The organism is Mycobacterium numidiamassiliense, from assembly GCF_900157365.1.
GTDB lineage: Bacteria > Actinomycetota > Actinomycetes > Mycobacteriales > Mycobacteriaceae > Mycobacterium > Mycobacterium numidiamassiliense.
In genome coordinates this window covers 380,060-397,416 of the sequence record NZ_FUEZ01000004.1, presented here as the reverse complement: position 1 = coordinate 397,416, position 17,357 = coordinate 380,060, and the positions used below count along the sequence as shown (strand labels likewise).

Genomic DNA, 17,357 nt, shown 5'->3' with positions numbered 1-17,357 from the left:
GGACGCGCGCTTCCGAACAAGCAATGTCAGAATTCACTGCGGGGGCGCGAATAACGGGAAAGTTGACGGATGGCTGTTTACTCCGCGGGCCCCTTCGGCCGTCGGGCCATTCGCCGATCCCGATTACGGCTACGCGCCGACGCCGGAAGTGGATATTACGGCGGCCAGCAAACTCGGCTGCTCCGGATTTACCTCGGAGCCACCACATTCCTTTTCGTCTACGGTGTGACGTTCAGCGCGCTGCTTCTCCACCCCGCAGGGGCCAATCACATCGGTGGCATCGTCGCGATCAGCCTCGGCTTGGCGGCGCTGGCCTGGTTGGCCGCCCGGCCCCACAGCCCAGCGCCGGCTACGGCCGCGGCGATGGCGGCCACACCCATCGTGATGGCCTGCCATATCGCGATCAGCGCCGAGTTCGCCTGCCTGATCGCGCCGATGTTCCTGGCGATGTACCTGCGGGCGTTCTACCCGCCGCGCCAAGGCGTGATCTTGATCATCGTGCTCGCCACGGCGTGTGTTGTCGCCCTCGCGGTCGCGCCATTCCACAAGTTGTACATCGACTACCTCATCTTTGCGATCGCGATCGTCGGAGCCGCCGAGTCGTTCGGGTTGGTGATGCGTGCGCTGGTCGGTGCGGCTTGCACCGATCCACTCACCGGTCTACTCAACCGCGCCGGCTGGGAGATCGCGACCGCCAACCTGCTGACCCGGTCTCGCTCGACCCAGTTCACCATCACCGTGCTCGCCCTCGACATCGACCACTTCAAGCGGATCAACGACACCCGGGGGCATCCCGCCGGTGATCAGTATCTGATCAGCCGCGCAGATTCCTGGCGAAACATGGCTCCCGCCAACGCCATTCTGGCCAGGCTCGGTGGCGACGAGTTCGCCGTCTGCATCGCGGACCGCACGGACCACACACCGACCACGGCGCAACAGTTCGTCGCCGACGTGCGGCTGCACACGCCCGGCACCAGCGTCGGCATCGCGTCCCGCAGTGGCGAGGACGCCGAGATCTCGACGCTGTATGCGGCCGCCGACGCGGATCTCTATGCCGCCAAGCAATTTCGACCGGCCGGCACCCGAGACCCCGACCTGGGTCGCGCGGTTTAGGTTCGCCGGACGACGCCTCAGGGCGGCCGAAGTGGGCTCGAACAGCCGAAATGGTGACGGCGAAGTCGGACTGGCTGACATCGCGTCGAGGCGATCCATACGAGGGTGTCTACTCTTCGATGAACGGTGCGCGAACATCCAGCGCAAGAACAGTTTTCGGCCCCCACGGCGCCGACAATGCTCTTACGACGGCCCACGGGGGCCAGACAGAAAAGGGGCCAGTCATGACTCGTTTGACCAGCAAGATCGCCATCGCCGTAGTTCTCGCTTTCACCGCTGTCGCGGCGACTGGATGCGCGACGACGGCAACCGCGCCGGCCAACACGGCGGCATAAGCCGGGCTCTCGCGTACACGGCTCTCGCGCAGCGCCTTTCAGGCTGGTGCGCACTTCCGGGAAGCGCACTGCATCACTTCGGCCTGGTGGACACTCTCGGGGACTCTCCTTCGGAGGTTAACGGTCCCGCCTGACAACCTGGGAATAGCGACGGGTCATCGTTGACGTCGATGCCGAAACAGGGGTCCATCGTGTCCGCCCGTCGAGGTGGTCAAGAGCCCCGGCTAGCGCGGCAATCAAGTCACGGACCTGCGCGGCTGTCATGCCGTCCTTGCCTACTCCCACATGGATGAGCGGCGGCTCGATCGAGCCAGCTAGGTCGATGCTCCCGTCGGCGAACTGCACCGCTGACGTCCACACCTGGCTTTCAACGCCGCGTTCTGCGCTCAGGAGCATTCGGTAGGGCTGCGTAGCGCCCTCGTGCCAGGAATCAATGAAGGTGACACCCGTGGGCGCTAACACGTCGCCAATCGTGGCGTCCAGTGCGGTCTTGGCGGCGAACCAACGCGCCAACCCCAGCATGACCCCCGTCGGTCGTTCGCCCATCTCACTAGCTATCTCTTCGAGCCGACCGATCTGATCAGGGGTCAGCTCCTCAACGAAATCCCGCCAGCTTGTTTCGGTGTCGTTGAGCGCCACGGGGTGCCAGGCGGTCTGGTCGATTCGGTGCTCAGCAAAACTAATGGATGGGGCCATCGTGATCTCCCGTGCGCAGACGATCACCGTGCATATCGGGTGCGGAGCAGTGCTCCTTGACTTCTGCGGCGGACAGCGGAACTCATTCCCGGACCAGCTGAATCTCCCAGCCCCTTGAATCTACTCCCGATCTGATGAGCATCCAAGCGCTTGCCAATTTACGAGGCCAAGGGTTTGCGGGTGCCACGCGATTTCGGGCGCAAAACCGTCAGACCCTAAGCGCATTTGACGCGTAAATACTTCGGAAATCAACGTGATTCACGTATCGTGCAACACGAATTAAGTCGTCCCGCAACATGTTCACTGCTCGCAAAGAAATTGCGCCACGACGTTTTTCGGAAGTCGCCCCCAACGATCCTCGAATGCCCGCGGCACCCGGTTGGACCGCACCGTCAACGGTTAGGGCGCTTGTTCGTGCAGCAGGTGGACTAACAGCCGCAGTAACCGGCGGTGCTTGCCGGCGACCAACGCGGCGTGTGCGGGAACTATCCGCCAGCCCGTGACGTCAGCGGGGCAACCACAAATCGTGATGACCGTGGCTAGGAAACCACGTCGGTGAGAGGTTCGCCCTCCAAGAATCGACGGACGTTCGACGCGGCGGCCAGTGCGATGCGTATCAAGGTCTCGCGTGTAACACCGCCAACATGTGGGGAGAGCGCGACGTTCGGCGCGCGCAGGAGCCGTAACGCGGCCGTCGGCGGTTCGGGATCGAAGACATCGACGCCGGCCCCGGCGATCCGGCCGGCTTCGAGCGCGTCAGCGAGGGCGTCCTGATCGATGATCGCGCCCCTAGCCGTATTGATGATGAATGCAGTGGGCTTGACGAGCGCTAGGCGCCCGGCGTCGATCAGGTGCCGCGTCGCTTCGGTGAGCGGTGCAAGCACGATGATGTAGTCGCTGATGCGCAACAACTCGTCGAGCTCGACACGGCGGGCACGTAGCCGGTCAGCAACCTCTGTCAAGGTATCCAGCGGGTCGTTGTACACGATGTCCATGTCAAAGGCGGCCCCACGCCGCGCGACTTCCTGTCCGATGTGGCCGAGCCCGATGACTCCTAGGGTTTTGCCGTGCAGTTCAGTGATGGAGTGCTGCAGCCTGGGCAGCGCCCAGTCGGCCTCCGTCAGGGCGATATGTGCGGGAATCAGCTGTTTGGCAAGGGCCAGCATCAGCGCGAAGGTCTGCTCGGCGACATCCTGTACCTCGGCGTCGCTCGACCCGATGTTGCACACGATGATCCTGCGGCTGCGGGCGGCTGCGAGGTCCACGTAATCGAATCCGTGGCTGGCGCATTGAATGAGTTCCAAATCGGGAGCCACGGCGATGTGTTCAGCTGTAACGCGCCCGAGGCCGGTCAAGACGACGTGGGCCCGGCCTAGAGCCAGCAGGTCCTCGTCCGTGGTCTCTACGACGGTAACCACGAATCCGGTGCCGAACAGACTGGCGAGCTGCGCGCCCACGGCACGTCCCCCGGCCTCAGCCGGAATGACGGCGAGAACCTGCTTGCCTGGGGCCGAAGCGGTCATCGGCAAAGTCTATCGGCCAGTGATATGTGGACGAATTATCCAGTGTGACAACGGCGCCCCCGGCAGCCGTCCGGACGCGACGCGACGTTTATCGAGCCATTTTCTCTCTCAAAGTTCCCACCTTGAATGTCAAGGCAGTCATTAGTGTGCGCACCACGTCCAGTTGTGGTGCGTGCTCCCTGGCCTGCATTTACGGCGCCCGATGACGTTGCAGCCGGAGAACGAAGTGTCCACGAGATAGGGAGCAAGAATCATGTCGAACATCAAGACTAGGGTCATCGTCGCTTTGATCCTCACGCCGACCGCCGTCACTGTGTCCGGGTGCATTGCCGGTGTATTCGAGCACCGGACCGTCCATCTGATCCCGCAACACAATTAAGCGAGGGAGGTCGCAGACCACTTGCGGCACAACACCATTCACGATCGGTTACCATCCGAAAACCGTTGAGCCGCGACGCAACCCACCACCCCACTATTTCGAGGGGGTCCGGGAGGCGTTACGAACCTGCGGCGGTGACGGTGACTGTTTTCGTCGCTGCCATAAGGCTGCCGCCGCTCGTGGTCAGCTGCACGGAGATGGAGTACTGTCCTGCCGCTGCGATTGGGAACGGCGATATGGGACTACCGGTGCAGTCGGTGCTGTGTTGCTGTTGGTCGAAGCCATTTTGCCCGGTGACTTCGGCGATGACCTTGCAGTTGCTAGACGTGACCGGCTGGTTTCCGTCGTTGTAGGACCAGTTGAAGCTCAACTGGCCTGGGTTTGTGGCCGATCTGTCGGGGGCGAGTCGGAACAGGTCGGTGCCGGCTTCGCTCAGTCCTGCGCCGGCACGGGACTGCAGGTCGACTGTCCCGGTGCCCATCGGCGCGCCGCCGGGCTCCGTAGTTACAGATCCGGTCGACATCGGTGAGGCAGCGTTGCTCGTCGCAACAGCAGCAGTAGTTGTACCTGTGGTGGCGGTCGGCGACGCCTGCGCAGGCGGAGAACTCGTGCCACCGGTGCTACATGCGGAGACGGCCGCAGCGGTGAGAATCGCCGTGCTTATCGCGGCCAATGCAATCCGGCGGTCTCGTTGTCGGGACACCCGCGCCGTCCTTTCGAGTCGAGCGATCGTAGTCTTCTGACTCACACGCACACGACTGCGGGACAGGCACCCGCCCAGAAAACTATACGCAAGTACTGGCGCCCCGGACAGCTGTCCGCGAGACGCTTGTGTCCCATTCGGGACAGGTAATCCCAACCGGTCTGGATTTGAAAGTGAGTTCGGCTCCCTCCCTGAAACCCCTGCTCAGCGATTTTTCCGCTGCAGGAGAAAAAGGCGACTGGCCGCTATGACACCCCAGGGCTTAAGAAAATGGGGGTGGGGGTCGTCACTTGGACTCATTCTTACTGGTTAGGTCGGTCCGTATCGCGGCTCGGCTGCACCCGCTTGGGTTCGCCCGGCATCTTGGGATAGTTCGGCGGATACGGCATATCGCCGAGGCCGCGTTCCTCGTCGGCCGCGACCATCTCCAGCAGCGTCGCGATCGACTGCGCCACGTCGTCCATGGCGGCCCACGGATCGTCGCGGCGCGCCACCATATCGGGCACCGTGGCCATGGTGTAGTCGTCGGGCTCGGCCCCGGCCAGCTCATCCCACGTCAGTGGCATCGACACCGTCGCGATCGGGGTGCGCCGCACCGAATACGGCGACGCCATGGTGCGGTCGCGCGCGTTCTGGTTGAAATCGATGAAAATGCGTTGCCCCCGTTCCTCTTTCCACCACGACGTGGTCACGGCGTCCGGCGCGCGGCGCTCCACCTCGCGGGCCAGCGCGATGCCGGCCCGCCGCACCTGGATGAAGTCCCAGTCGGTCGCGATGCGCAGGAACACGTGGATGCCGCGGCCCCCGGAGGTCTTCGGGTAGCCGACCAGATCAAGTTCGTCGAGCAATGGGCGCAGCACGTCGACGGCGACCGTACGCGCCTCGTCGAAGCCGACGCCGGGCTGCGGGTCCAGATCGATGCGCAGCTCGTCGGGATGCTCGGTGTCGGGGCAGCGCACCTGCCACGGGTGCAGCGTGATCGTGCCCATCTGCGCCGCCCACACGATCGCCGCGGGGTGGGTGACTTTCAGCGCGTCGGCGGTGCGGCCCGACGGGAAGGTGACCCGGCAGGTCTCCAGATAGTCGGGGTGATGCTGGGGCACCCGCTTCTGGTAGATCTCCTCGCCGTCGATGCCGTCCGGGAAGCGTTGGAGATGGGTGGGCCGATCGCGCAGGGCGTCCAACATCGGGCCGCCCGCCACGGCCAGGTAGTACTCGACGAGCCGGCCTTTGGTTCCGTTCGACCCCAGCTCAGGGAAATACGCTTTGTCGCGATTGGTGACCCTGACGGCGACGCCGTCGACGTCGAGCTCTTCCGCTGCAGCAGCCATACCAAATTGCAGCACAATCAGGCTATGGAGCTACCCGTCATGCCGCCGATCTCGCCGATGTTGGCCAAGTCGGTCAAGATGATCCCCCCGGATGCGTCATACGAACCCAAATGGGACGGGTTCCGGTCGATCTGTTTCCGGGACGGTGATCAGGTCGAGCTGGGCAGCCGCAACGAGCGCCCGATGACCCGCTACTTCCCCGAGCTGGTTGCGGCGGTGCAGGCCGAGCTGCCGCAGCGCTGCGTGATCGACGGCGAGATCGTCATCGCCACCGACCACGGGCTGGACTTCGAGGCGCTGCAGCAGCGCATCCATCCGGCCGACTCTCGGGTGCGGATGCTCGCCGAGAAGACGCCGGCGTCGTTCATCGCATTCGACCTGCTGGCCCTGGGCGACGACGACTACACCCGGCGACCGTTCACCGAGCGCCGCGCCGCCCTCGTCGACGCCTTGTCCAATTCCGGGCCTAAGCCCGGCAGGTCCATCCATGTCACACCGGCGACCACCGATGCCGAGACCGCGCGGCTGTGGTTCGAGGAGTTCGAGGGAGCCGGGCTCGACGGCCTCATCGCCAAGCCGCTGACGATCACCTACCAGCCGGACAAGCGGGTCATGTTCAAGATCAAGCACGAGCGCACGGCCGACTGCGTCGTCGCCGGCTATCGGGTGCATAAGTCCGGCGGCGACGCCATCGGGTCGCTGCTGCTCGGGCTGTACCAGGACGACGGTCAGCTCGCCTCAGTCGGAGTGATCGGCGCGTTTCCCATGGCCGAGCGGCGCCGGCTCTTCACCGAGCTGCAGCCGTTGGTGACTGGCTTCGATGACCATCCGTGGAACTGGGCCGCCCATGAGTCCGGCGAGCGCACCCCGCGCAAGAACGAATTCTCCCGGTGGAACGCCGGCAAGGACCTCTCGTTCACCCCGCTGCGGCCCGAGCGCGTGGTCGAGGTCCGCTACGACCACATGGAGGGTCGACGATTCCGCCACACCGCCCAGTTCAACCGGTGGCGCCCCGACCGCGATCCCCGGTCGTGCACCTACGACCAACTCGAGCAGCCGCTGACTTTCAGCCTGGGCGACATCGTGCCGGGCCTCGGCTGAGATGGATCACCGCGTTTTGGCCGTCGATCTGCCTTGAGTGACTACGATTTTCGCAGGCACCACGACGAGGAGCTACCGGCATGACCGAACCCATCGCCCCCCTGGCCGGAAAAGTCGCCTATGTGACCGGAGCCGCCCGCGGACAAGGGCGTTCGCATTGCATCCGCCTGGCCCGGGCCGGCGCCGACATCGTCGCGATCGACGCGTGCGCACCGGTCGCCGAACACAACGGCTATCCCCCCGCCCTGCCCGAAGACCTCGCCGAGACCGTCAACCTGGTCGAAGGTGAGGGCCGCAAGATCCTCGCCGAGGAGGTCGACGTACGCGATTTGGCCGGCCAGCAGCGCGTGGCGTCGAATGCGATCGAACAGTTCGGCCGGCTGGACATCGTCGTGGCCAACGCCGGCGTGCTGAACTGGGGCCGGCTGTGGGAGATTTCGGCGCAGCAGTGGCAGGAAATCCTCGACACAAATTTGACCGGTGTGTGGAATACCGTCAAATCCGTTGTCCCGCATATGATCGCCGCCGGAAACGGTGGATCCATCATCAACATCAGCTCGGCGGCCGGGATCAAAGCGGTGCCGGGCTGCGGCCACTACTGCGCCAGCAAGTTCGGCGTCGTCGGCCTCACCAATTCGCTGGCGGTGGAACTCGGCGAATACGGCATCCGGGTCAACTCCGTGCACCCGTACGGCACCGACACCCCGATGGGCAACGACCTGTCGATGTACCAAACCTTCCAAGACCATCCGACCTACATCTACAGCTTCTCACCGGGCGCACTGCCGACCGAGTCGCTGGCCGCCCCCGACCTGGTCTCCGACATCGTGGTATGGCTGGCCAGCGATGCGTCGTCGCTGATCACCGCCGCCCAAATCCCGGCCGACAAGGGCTATTTGAAGATTTGACGTGCCCTCAGACCGTCACCGTCAGGGTGGACAACCCGCGCAACGTGACGTTCGCCTTGTACTGCGGCTCGCCGTCGAGGCGCGCCCGCGGGAAGCGCGCGGTCAGCGCCGACAAAGCAGCACCCGCTTCCAGCCGCGCCAGCGGTGCACCCAAGCAATAGTGCGCACCGCGACCAAATCCCAAGTGCCGCAATACTTGTCGATCTGGATCGAAGACGTCGGGCCGGTCGAACTCGGCCGCATCGCGATGGGCGGCGGCCAGCAGCAGGATTATCACGTCGCCGCCGGCGATCTCGACTCCACCCGCCGCCATGTCGTCGGCGGCGAATCGGGCGATCAGCTGCACTGGCGGGTCGTAACGCAGGGTCTCCTCGATAACGGCCGGGGCCCGGGCGGCATCCCCGCCCAACGCCGCCCACTGCGACGGCTGGCGCAGCATCGCCAGGATGGCGTTGCCGATCAGGTTGACGGTGGTCTCGTGGCCGGCGACCAGGAGCAGCACGCAGGTCGAGACGATCTCCTCCTCGGTCAGCTGATCGCCGGACTCCTCGACGGCGATCAGCGCCGACATCAGGTCGTCGCCCGGCCGCGAACGGCGTCGTTCGATCAGTCCGTGCAGGTAGGCCCGCAGGTCCGTGCCGGCCTGCATGCGCGCTTCCATACCCTCCGAGGGCGAACCGGTAAAGGCCACGAACGGGTCCAGGGCCTGGGCCAGCAGCGCTGACGCGTGGTTGAACTGCGGCTCATCTTCGATCGGCACACCGAGCAGTCGGCAGATGACCGCCACCGGCAGTGGATAGGCGAAATCTTCGACGACGTCAAACCGGCCCTTCCCGGCGATCTGGTCCAGCAATCCGTCGACCAGGGCGGTGATTTCCGGCGCTAATGCATTGACCACCCGCGGCGCGAACGCCTTGCTGACCAGCTTGCGTATCCGGGTGTGGTCGGGGGGATCCAGGAAGAGGAAGCCCGGCGGGACGGGTGGGGGTAGCACCACGCCGGCCTCGGTCAGCGCCTGGGTCTGCGATTCAACCTCCGCCCGGGCGAGCGCCGACTTCGACCGGTCGCTGGCCGACGCCGGGTGGCGCAACACGTCGTCACAGTCCCGGTAGCTGGAGAACACGGTGAGTCGGGCCTCGGGCAACCGCAGCGGTCCATGCTCGCGAAACTGTGCGGCCAGCCGGTACGGGTCGGCCCGGTTGGCGGGATCCAGCAACTGCAGCAGCAAACCTTGAGATTCGGCTTGCTCGGTGGCGGTGGTCATCCCGACATTCTGCCTGTGCCGATTGACCCGCCCGGGCTCACGACCCCTCGCCGAATTCCGCCAGGTCTGGCTCGGCCATCAACCGGTCGAGAAAAGGCCGCTGCCCCTTGAGTAGTTTGGTGCGTGCCTGGGCCACCGGAAACCAGCCGACGCGATCGACCTCGGGGAACTCCCGCATCCTGCCCGAGCCTTTCGGCCACTCCAGTTCGAAGGTGTTGCTGCGCGCCTCGCTGACGTCGAGGTCACCCGCCACGGCGAAGGCGGTGACCACCTTGCCGCTCGGCTGTTTCAGCGGGCCGAAGTCGATGCGGGGTCCGGGCGGCACCGGCAGGCCGAGCTCCTCACGGAATTCGCGCTGCGCTGCCGCCCACGGGTCGTCGCCGTCGAGGTATTCGCCTTTCGGGATCGACCACACGCCGACGTCCTTGCGGGCCCAAAACGGGCCGCCGGGGTGCGCGATGAGGACGTCGACGACGCCGTCGCGGATCCGGTACACCAGCACACCCGCGCTGAGCTTGGGCATCGATTGTCAGACCCCGACAGCGCGCTCTAAATCCTTGAGCGACGACTCCAAATGCGCGAGCAGCCGCTGCAGGTGCGGCACGCTGCGCCGGCACCCGACCAGACCGAAGTCGAGGGTGTCGGCATTGCTGACCAGGGTGATGTTCAGTGCCTGGCCGTCCAGAATCGCCGACAGCGGATAGCTGCCATCGAGCCGGGCGCCCCCGTAGTACATCTGCTCGCGGGGTCCCGGCACATTCGAGATGACCAGATTGAACGGCGGCGACGTCGACGACACCCAACCCGGCACCGTGGAAAGGGCCAGCGAACTCATGTTCACCGCCGAGAGCGCCATCGCCTGGAGTCGGGGCAGATGGGAGAAGACCGTCTTGTTCTTGTACATCGATTCGCTGACGGTCTCCAACCGTTTGGCGGGGTCCTCGGTGTCGGTGGCCAGGTTGCACAGGATGGCGCCGACCAGGTTGCCGCCGGCGTCGGCCTCGTCTTCCCGGCGCAGGCTCACCGGGACCATCGCGTGCAACGGTGTGTCAGGCAGCGCGTCCTGCTCGAGCAGGTAATAGCGCAACGCTCCTGAACACATTGCCAGGACAACGTCGTTGAGCGTCACGCCCGCGGCCGTCTTGACGCTTTTGATGCGGTCCAGCGACCAGGACTGCGCGGCGCAGCGGCGGGCTCCGCCGATCTTGACGTTCAGCATGGTGCGCGGGGCTCCGAAGGGCAGCGTCAACTGCTGTTCGAACAGCGCCGCGCGAACCAGCGACACCGTCGAAGGAGCAAGTGCCGCAACAGATCCGACGGTCCGCATCAATGAGCGCAACGGCGATGACGACGGGCCGGACATGCGGTCGGGCTTGCTCAGCGTCCACGGCGCGCGGATCTGGCGGTCGTCGGGGTCGTTCGACATCGCACGCTGCATCAGCTTGAGCGCCGAGACGCCGTCGATCAACGAGTGGTGCAACTTGGTGTAGACCGCGAAGCGGCCATCTTTGAGGCCCTCGATCACATGCGCCTCCCACAGCGGGCGGTGCCGATCGAGCAGGCCGCTGTGCAGCAGCGAGGTCAGCTCGAGCAGATCGCGGACCCGTCCCGGCGACGGTAAGGCCGATCGCCGGACGTGGTAATCAATGTCGACCTCTTTGTCATAAGCCCAGCCCAGGTTGCCGATTGCGCCGAGCAGCGTCGCCGGACGCTTGAGGAACGTGGGCTGGAAATCCTGCTGCGCCACCAGCTGGTCATAGAAATCTCGGACGAATCCAGGGCCGGCATCCGGCGGGGGTTCGTACAACTGCAGACCACCGACGTGCATGGGGTGCTCACGCGATTCGCCCAGCAGAAACATCGCGTCGGTGGGCATCATCAGTTCCATTGGTCAATTAGACCTATTTCGGCGCAATCCGGAAAGATTCGACGGAATTCCTAAGGATTCGGCGGTACCTTCGCGCACAGCGCATGCCCGCTGAAAAACAGCTGCTACACCGCAAGGCAGGGAACCCAGCATGGAGAAATTCACGCCGTCGATCGACTGGCACGACGAGCTGCTGGCGTCGTCGCTGTGGGTCCTCGAGACCTGGGCAATCGGCGCGGTGGGTTTGCTCATCTTTGGAGTCACGGTCGTCCGGTTCACCCGGTGGGGCGGTCAGTTCTGGCGCGTCACCGGTGATTACTTCACCGGCCGGGACAGCCTCCCGGTGTGGGGCATGTTCGGTGTACTGCTGCTGTCGGTGATGATGTCGGTGCGGATCAACGTGGTCCTGAGCTACTACAGCAACGACCTGTTCTCCGCGCTGCAGGCCGCGTTCCAGGGCGCCGGCGCCGGCAATAATGCGGTGCGCGACTCCGGGATTCATGGGTTCTGGACCGCCATCTGGACGTTCTGCATCATCGCAACCATTCATGTGGTCCGGCACATGGCGGACCTGTACCTGACCCAGCGGTTCGTCATCCGCTGGCGGATCTGGCTCACCGATCGGCTGACCGAAGACTGGCTCGATGGCCGTGCGTACTACCGGGTTCGGTTCGCCGACGAAAAGATCGACAACCCCGACCAGCGCATCCAGCAGGACATCGACATCTTCACCGCGGGAGTGGGCGGGTCGGTCAACCATCCGTCGATCGGGTCATCGAGCACGTTGTTGTTCGGCGCGGTCCACTCCGTCGTCTCGGTCGTCTCCTTCGGCGCGATTTTGTGGCAGCTGTCCGGCCCGCTGGACGTCATCGGCATCGCCATCCCCAAGGCCCTGTTCTGGGTGGTGCTTGTCCACGTCGTGGTTGCCACGGCGGTGGCATTCTGGATCGGCCATCCCCTGACTTGGCTCGCCTTCAACAACGAAATGCGCAATGCCGCATTCCGGTACGCGCTGGTGCGGCTGCGCGATGCGGCCGAAGCGGTCGGCTTTTACCGCGGCGAACGAGCCGAACGCGTCGAGCTGACGAACCGGTTCGGCGCAACCATTGCCAATTACCGCCGCTACGTGTGGCGAACCATCGGCTTCCTCGGCTGGAACGTGAGCGTGACTCAGGTGATCACCCCGATCCCGTTCATCGTGCAGGCGCCGCGACTGTTCGCCGGAGCCATCAAACTCGGTGGCGTGATGCAGTCGGCGAACGCCTTCGGCCACATCGAAAACGACCTATCGTTTTTTCGCAATGCGTACGACCGGTTCGCCAGCTACCGGGCGGCGATCATCCGGCTCAGCGGCTTGGTGGATGCCAACGCCGCGGCGCGCGAATTGCCAGAACTGTCAACAGCTCCCAGCGATGACGGCTCGCTCGAACTCGCCGGTGTCGAGGTCCGCACACCGACTGGCGCGCAATTGATCGAGCCGCTCGATCTGCGGCTGGTGCCCGGCGACGCCCTGATCGTCACGGGGAGGTCGGGCAGTGGAAAGACCGCGCTGCTTCGGACTCTGGCTCAGCTGTGGCCGTACGCCTCGGGCAGGATGTGCCGCCCGGACGGTGACAACCAGGTGATGTTCCTGTCGCAGTTGCCCTATGTCCCACTGGGTAACCTGCGCACGGTCGTGTCCTACCCGGCGGTCGAGGGTGCGGTCGACGACGACACGCTGCGGGACGCGCTGAGCAAGGCCGCGCTGCCCAACCTGATCACCCGGCTCGACGAAGTCCAGGACTGGGCGAAGGTGCTCTCGCCCGGCGAACAACAGCGCATCGCGTTCGCCCGCCTGATCGCACTGAAGCCCAAAGCGGCGTTTCTGGACGAAGCCACGTCCGCCGTCGACGAAGCGCTGGAGTTCTTGTTGTACAACCTTTTACGAACCGAGGTGCCGGACTGCATCGTGATCAGCGTCAGCCACCGCTCTACCACCGAGCAACACCATCACCGGGAGCTGGCCGTGCTCGGCGACGGGCCCTGGCACCTCAGGGACGTTCCCAAGCAAGTCGCCTCGCCGTGATGTGCCGGGTGGTCACTGCAGCGCGACCCATTGCGACGTTGCGACCAAGTCGCCCCGCTCCAACGCGGCGGTGCGATGGTCGTGCACCTTCGCGTACCCCTCGGACGTCACCATGTCGATGAACGCCTGGGGCGTCGGATACTGCACAAGGATAATGGCGTCCCACCAGGGCCGTTCGCCGTCGCCGACGACCATGGCCGGCGCCTCGCCCGCGTAGACGATGCTGGCTCCGGCGCGTTGCAGATACGGGATGACCCCGGCTCCGTACTGCATGTAGCGCTCCAGACCGCCTGGGGACCTGAACTTCAGCAGGTTCACCATCACCACCGGCGTGTCGGGCGGCCGCGCGGCCAACGCCGCGAGCTGCGTTCCGGTGGGCTCCAGGTTGCTCATGCGTCGACCATAGCCCTGGCCACAAGGGCTGCATAGCGTCATCAGAGGCGGGCTACAAGGGGTCTTTCGCAATCAGGTTGAGAACACATGCCTTTCGACCGAGCCCTCGACATGCTGATGGCTCCCGGGCGCACCGCGCTAGTTGACAGTCACTGCCATAAGGTCATACCGTGCCAACCAGTCGCCGGCGGGTAGAGGCCGATTTTGGGAGGTCATCGATGAGCAGCCAGTCCAAGCTTCGTGTGATCCAGTGGGCCACCGGCGGTGTCGGCAAGGCGGCGATCGAGTGCGTGCGCAATCATCCGCAGCTCGAGCTGGTCGGCTGCTGGGTGCACAGCGCGGACAAGAACGGCCTGGAAGTGGGTCGGATCACCGGCACCGGAGACCTCGGCGTCACCGCGACATCCAGCGTCGACGAGATCCTGGCGCTGGACGCCGACTGCGTCATGTACAGCCCACTGATCCCCAACGACGACGAGGTCATCGCGATCCTGCGGTCCGGCAAGAACGTCGTCACCCCGGTCGGCTGGGTGTACCCAGACCCGGACAACGCGCGACACCAGGCCGTCGCCGACGCCGCGCTCGAAAGCGGGGTGACCCTGCACGGATCGGGCATTCATCCCGGCGGCATCACGGAGCGCTTCCCGCTCATGATCTCCGGGCTGTCATCGGCCATCACACACGTGCGCTCCGAGGAGTTCTCCGACATCCGCACCTACAACGCCCCCGACGTGGTCCGCCACATCATGGGCTTCGGCGGCACTCCCGAGGAGGCCGTAAACGGACCGATGGCGTCGCTGCTCGAGGCGGGCTTCAAGCAGTCCGTGCGAATGATCGCCGACCACATGGGATTTCGCATCGAGCCGAACATCAGGACCATTCAGGAGATCGCGGTCGCGACGTCCACCATCGACTACGAACCCTTCCCGATCACGGCGGGACAGGTGGCCGCACGGCGGTTCCGCTGGCAGGCCATTGCCGACGGCGAGCCGGTGATCGAGGCGGCGGTCAACTGGCTGATGGGCGAGGAAAACCTCGATCCCGGTTGGAATTTCGGTGGTGTCGGCGAGCGGTTCGAAGTGGAGATCACCGGCGACCCACCTGTGAAGCTCACTTTCAAGGGGCTGCAGCCGGAGACGATCGCCGAAGGTCTGATCAAAAACCCGGGCGTCGTGGTGACAGCCAACCATTGCGTCAACGCGATTCCCGACGTGTGCGCGGCCGAACCCGGCATCAAGACCTACCTGGACCTGCCTCTGTTCGCCGGTCGTCCGGCCCCACGCATCGCGGCCGAGACATCGTGACGGTGCTCGACGACGTGTCGTTTTGTCATCTCGTCGTCGGGGTCACCGACATGGACCGCGCGCTGACGTTCTACCGGGATGTGCTCGGCATGGAGGTCATCTTCGAAACCCTCATCTCGGGTGAGCCTTTCGATGCGGTCTTGCACGCTAGCCGAAAGCAGGAGGGCCGCGTTGTCGGCGGACTGCTGGGCGGACTGATGGTCGAGCTGCTGTCGCTCGGCACCAAGCCCGACAACAGCAAGCCGGCCCGCCGCGGCATCACCGGGATACACAACGTGTCGCTGTCGGTGACCGACCTCGACGACACGCATCGACGCATCATCGCCGCCGGCTACACACCCGACCAAGATCCCTTCGAGATCGGCGGTGTCCGAATGTTTTTCGTCAAGGACCCCGACGGGACAGCGGTGGAGTTCATCGAACTGCCCGACGGCGCCCGCAGCACCTACGAGATGCACCGCGGCGTGCGGCTACAGATGGGACCCGCCCAGTGACGTACTTTCACCCCGACTCGATGCGGGGGCATGTCGCGATCGTCACCGGCGCCGCCCAGGGCGTGGGCAAGGGCGTTGCCGCCGCGCTGCTCGAACGCGGTGCGTCGGTGCTGCTGGCCGATATTCAAGACGAAGCGCTGGCTGCGACGACCGCCGAGTTGAAGGCCCTGGGGCCGGCCGAGATGGTGGTCGCTGATTTGCGCGATCCGGACAGCGCGCAGCGGATCGTGGCCGCCGCGGTCGAAGCCTTCGGCGCGGTGCACGGCCTGGTGAACAACGCCATCGCCACCAACGAGCCCAAGAAATTCGTCGACATCACCCTCGAGGACTTCGCACTAGGCCATGACGTCGGCCCCCGTGCGAGCTTCCTGCTCATGCAGGCCGTATATCCGCTGATGGTCGAGGCCGGCGGCGGGTCGATCGTGAACCTCGGTTCCGGGACGGGTACCGGCGGCGAACCGAAGTGGGGCGGCTACGCCACCGCGAAGGAAGGCATCCGCGGGCTGTCGAAGGTGGCCGCCCTGGAATGGGGCCGGGACAACATTCGCGTCAACGTCATCTGCCCGTTCGCCGAATCCGACGGCGTCAAGTTCTGGAAGTCGTTCGCGCCCAAGGAGTACGACAAGGCCGTGGGGCGTGTTCCGATGAAGCGGATCGGCGACGTCCGCACCGACGTCGGGGCACTGGTGGCGTTCCTGCTCAGCACCGACGCGACTTTCATCACCGGGCAGACCATTCACGTCGACGGCGGGATCGGTTGCTTCCGGTGATGGGCGAGGGCGAAACGCTCCGTGATCGACAGCGCGCACAGGTCCGCGCCGATATCCGGCGGGCCGCGTTCCGGTTGTTCGTCGAACGGGGGTACGACGCCGTCACCACCGAGGAGATCGCCACTGCCGCGGGCGTTTCGCCGCGTACTTTTTTCCGGCACGTGCCGACCAAAGAGGAACTGCTGCTGGCGCCCGTTCGCCACGGCGGTGCCGCGATCGTCAACCTGCTGGAAAAACAGCCCGCCACCGAATCACCCGACGTCGCATTGATCAACGCCATCATCACCCGCACCCGCTCATTCGACCGCGCCGATTGCGAAGAATGGCGCGAAGCCCTGCTGATCGCGCCTGGCCTGCTGGACAAGGCCACGATCCATACTCCCGTCGACAAGGAGCGGGCGACGAAGCTGGTCGCCGACCGCATGGGCGCTAACCCGAATACCGATATCCGTCCCGGCCTGCTGATCCAACTCGCCTTTGCCGCAGCGGATTTCGCCTTCCAGCAGTGGGTGCGGCAGTCGACCAACCGGCGGCCGCTGGACCGCTATGTCACCGAAGCCCTCGAAGCGATCAAGAGCCCGCACTGGCAAAGAAAATCGAGGCTGTAATCCAGAGTCGGTCGGGTTTACACTTTTGAAAATGAGCGCCTATCAGACCGTCGTGGTCGGCACCGATGGCTCGGAGTCGTCGCTGCGTGCGGTGGACCGGGCAGCTGAGATCGCTGCTGATCACGGCGCGAAATTGATCATTGCGACGGCTCATCTCCCCGTCCCCGTGGAAAAGGGCCGCTACGCGATCCCGCCGGGGAGCACCCACGGGGAGGACTACCGGTTGGTGGGCGAGGCCCCCTTCTACGCGATCCTGCGGGATGCCGCGATCCGGGCGCGCAAAGCCGGGGCCAAGGACGTGGAGGAGAAGTCGATCGAAGGTGCTCCCATCGCGGCGCTGGTGCACCTGGCCGACGAGGTCGAGGCCGGCCTGCTGGTCGTCGGCAACGTCGGACTCAGCAGCGTCGCCGGGCGCCTGCTGGGATCAGTCCCGTCCGAGGTCTCCCGTAAGGCCAAGACCGACGTGCTGATCGTCCACACCATCGACTGAACCTGGGCGCCAG

At 65.0% G+C, this 17,357-nt stretch carries 17 protein-coding genes; 9 read left to right on the top strand and 8 right to left on the bottom strand.

Annotated elements, in window-relative coordinates; genetic code table 11:
• Window positions 1–69: 69 nt before the first annotated feature.
• Window positions 70–1,113, top strand: coding sequence for a GGDEF domain-containing protein (locus MNAB215_RS10280; RefSeq protein ID WP_077078776.1), 1,044 nt, complete (start codon window positions 70–72; stop codon window positions 1,111–1,113).
• A 452-nt stretch (window positions 1,114–1,565) separates the two neighbouring features.
• Here MNAB215_RS10280 and MNAB215_RS10275 read toward each other — a convergent pair whose 3' ends face one another.
• The 4 genes from MNAB215_RS10275 to ligD form a co-directional block, all read right to left on the bottom strand.
• Window positions 1,566–2,171, bottom strand: a complete 606-nt coding sequence (locus MNAB215_RS10275) for a hypothetical protein (protein ID WP_131829099.1) — start codon at window positions 2,169–2,171, stop codon at window positions 1,566–1,568.
• A 512-nt stretch (window positions 2,172–2,683) separates the two neighbouring features.
• A complete protein-coding gene (locus MNAB215_RS10270) occupies window positions 2,684–3,667 on the bottom strand; it encodes a 2-hydroxyacid dehydrogenase (protein ID WP_077078774.1) in 984 nt (327 codons plus the stop codon).
• Between the two features lie 497 nt (window positions 3,668–4,164).
• Window positions 4,165–4,527 (bottom strand): hypothetical protein, encoded by a 363-nt coding sequence (locus MNAB215_RS10265; protein WP_077078773.1) that lies wholly within the window; start codon window positions 4,525–4,527, stop codon window positions 4,165–4,167.
• Between the two features lie 524 nt (window positions 4,528–5,051).
• Window positions 5,052–6,080 carry a non-homologous end-joining DNA ligase gene (ligD, locus tag MNAB215_RS10260; RefSeq protein ID WP_077078772.1) on the bottom strand — a complete coding sequence of 343 codons (1,029 nt, stop codon included), beginning with the start codon at window positions 6,078–6,080 and terminating at the stop codon, window positions 5,052–5,054.
• A gap of 24 nt (window positions 6,081–6,104) precedes the next feature.
• Here ligD and MNAB215_RS10255 point away from each other — a divergent pair, with 24 nt between their 5' ends.
• Together MNAB215_RS10255 and MNAB215_RS10250 are read left to right on the top strand one after the other, a co-directional pair.
• Complete coding sequence (locus tag MNAB215_RS10255) at window positions 6,105–7,181, top strand: ATP-dependent DNA ligase (RefSeq protein WP_077078771.1); 1,077 nt, start codon at window positions 6,105–6,107, stop codon at window positions 7,179–7,181.
• A gap of 80 nt (window positions 7,182–7,261) precedes the next feature.
• Window positions 7,262–8,089: a mycofactocin-coupled SDR family oxidoreductase gene (locus MNAB215_RS10250; protein ID WP_077078770.1), complete on the top strand. Its 828-nt coding sequence runs from the start codon at window positions 7,262–7,264 to the stop codon at window positions 8,087–8,089.
• A 7-nt stretch (window positions 8,090–8,096) separates the two neighbouring features.
• On the opposite strand, the gene MNAB215_RS10245 is transcribed toward MNAB215_RS10250, so the two are convergent.
• The 3 genes from MNAB215_RS10245 to MNAB215_RS10235 are packed head-to-tail and all read right to left on the bottom strand — an operon-like array spanning window position 8,097 to window position 11,241.
• The gene (locus MNAB215_RS10245) at window positions 8,097–9,353 is read right to left on the bottom strand and encodes a cytochrome P450 (RefSeq protein WP_077078769.1); all 1,257 of its coding nucleotides are present in this window, start codon (window positions 9,351–9,353) and stop codon (window positions 8,097–8,099) included.
• A gap of 37 nt (window positions 9,354–9,390) precedes the next feature.
• The gene (locus MNAB215_RS10240) at window positions 9,391–9,876 is read right to left on the bottom strand and encodes an NUDIX hydrolase (protein WP_077078768.1); all 486 of its coding nucleotides are present in this window, start codon (window positions 9,874–9,876) and stop codon (window positions 9,391–9,393) included.
• A gap of 6 nt (window positions 9,877–9,882) precedes the next feature.
• Window positions 9,883–11,241 carry a WS/DGAT/MGAT family O-acyltransferase gene (locus tag MNAB215_RS10235; RefSeq protein WP_077078767.1) on the bottom strand — a complete coding sequence of 453 codons (1,359 nt, stop codon included), beginning with the start codon at window positions 11,239–11,241 and terminating at the stop codon, window positions 9,883–9,885.
• Between the two features lie 130 nt (window positions 11,242–11,371).
• Here MNAB215_RS10235 and MNAB215_RS10230 point away from each other — a divergent pair, with 130 nt between their 5' ends.
• Window positions 11,372–13,285 (top strand): ABC transporter ATP-binding protein/permease, encoded by a 1,914-nt coding sequence (locus tag MNAB215_RS10230; protein ID WP_077078766.1) that lies wholly within the window; start codon window positions 11,372–11,374, stop codon window positions 13,283–13,285.
• A gap of 12 nt (window positions 13,286–13,297) precedes the next feature.
• Here MNAB215_RS10230 and MNAB215_RS10225 read toward each other — a convergent pair whose 3' ends face one another.
• Window positions 13,298–13,678 (bottom strand): DUF1330 domain-containing protein, encoded by a 381-nt coding sequence (locus MNAB215_RS10225; protein WP_077078765.1) that lies wholly within the window; start codon window positions 13,676–13,678, stop codon window positions 13,298–13,300.
• A gap of 218 nt (window positions 13,679–13,896) precedes the next feature.
• Between MNAB215_RS10225 and MNAB215_RS10220 the strand changes: the two genes are divergently transcribed.
• The 5 genes from MNAB215_RS10220 to MNAB215_RS10200 are packed head-to-tail and all read left to right on the top strand — an operon-like array spanning window position 13,897 to window position 17,344.
• A complete protein-coding gene (locus tag MNAB215_RS10220) occupies window positions 13,897–14,982 on the top strand; it encodes an NAD(P)H-dependent amine dehydrogenase family protein (RefSeq protein ID WP_077078764.1) in 1,086 nt (361 codons plus the stop codon).
• On the top strand, window positions 14,979–15,476 hold the full coding sequence (locus MNAB215_RS10215) for a VOC family protein (protein WP_077078763.1): 498 nt from the start codon (window positions 14,979–14,981) through the stop codon (window positions 15,474–15,476). Before MNAB215_RS10220 ends, MNAB215_RS10215 begins: the two co-directional genes overlap by 4 nt.
• Entirely contained in the window at window positions 15,473–16,246 is a 774-nt protein-coding gene (locus MNAB215_RS10210; RefSeq protein WP_077078762.1) for an SDR family NAD(P)-dependent oxidoreductase, read from the top strand. The genes MNAB215_RS10215 and MNAB215_RS10210 overlap by 4 nt, the downstream gene beginning before the upstream one ends.
• Window positions 16,246–16,854 carry a TetR/AcrR family transcriptional regulator gene (locus MNAB215_RS10205; protein WP_077078761.1) on the top strand — a complete coding sequence of 203 codons (609 nt, stop codon included), beginning with the start codon at window positions 16,246–16,248 and terminating at the stop codon, window positions 16,852–16,854. Before MNAB215_RS10210 ends, MNAB215_RS10205 begins: the two co-directional genes overlap by 1 nt.
• Before the next feature lie 31 nt (window positions 16,855–16,885).
• Window positions 16,886–17,344, top strand: coding sequence for a universal stress protein (locus MNAB215_RS10200; protein ID WP_077078760.1), 459 nt, complete (start codon window positions 16,886–16,888; stop codon window positions 17,342–17,344).
• Window positions 17,345–17,357: the final 13 nt, after the last annotated feature.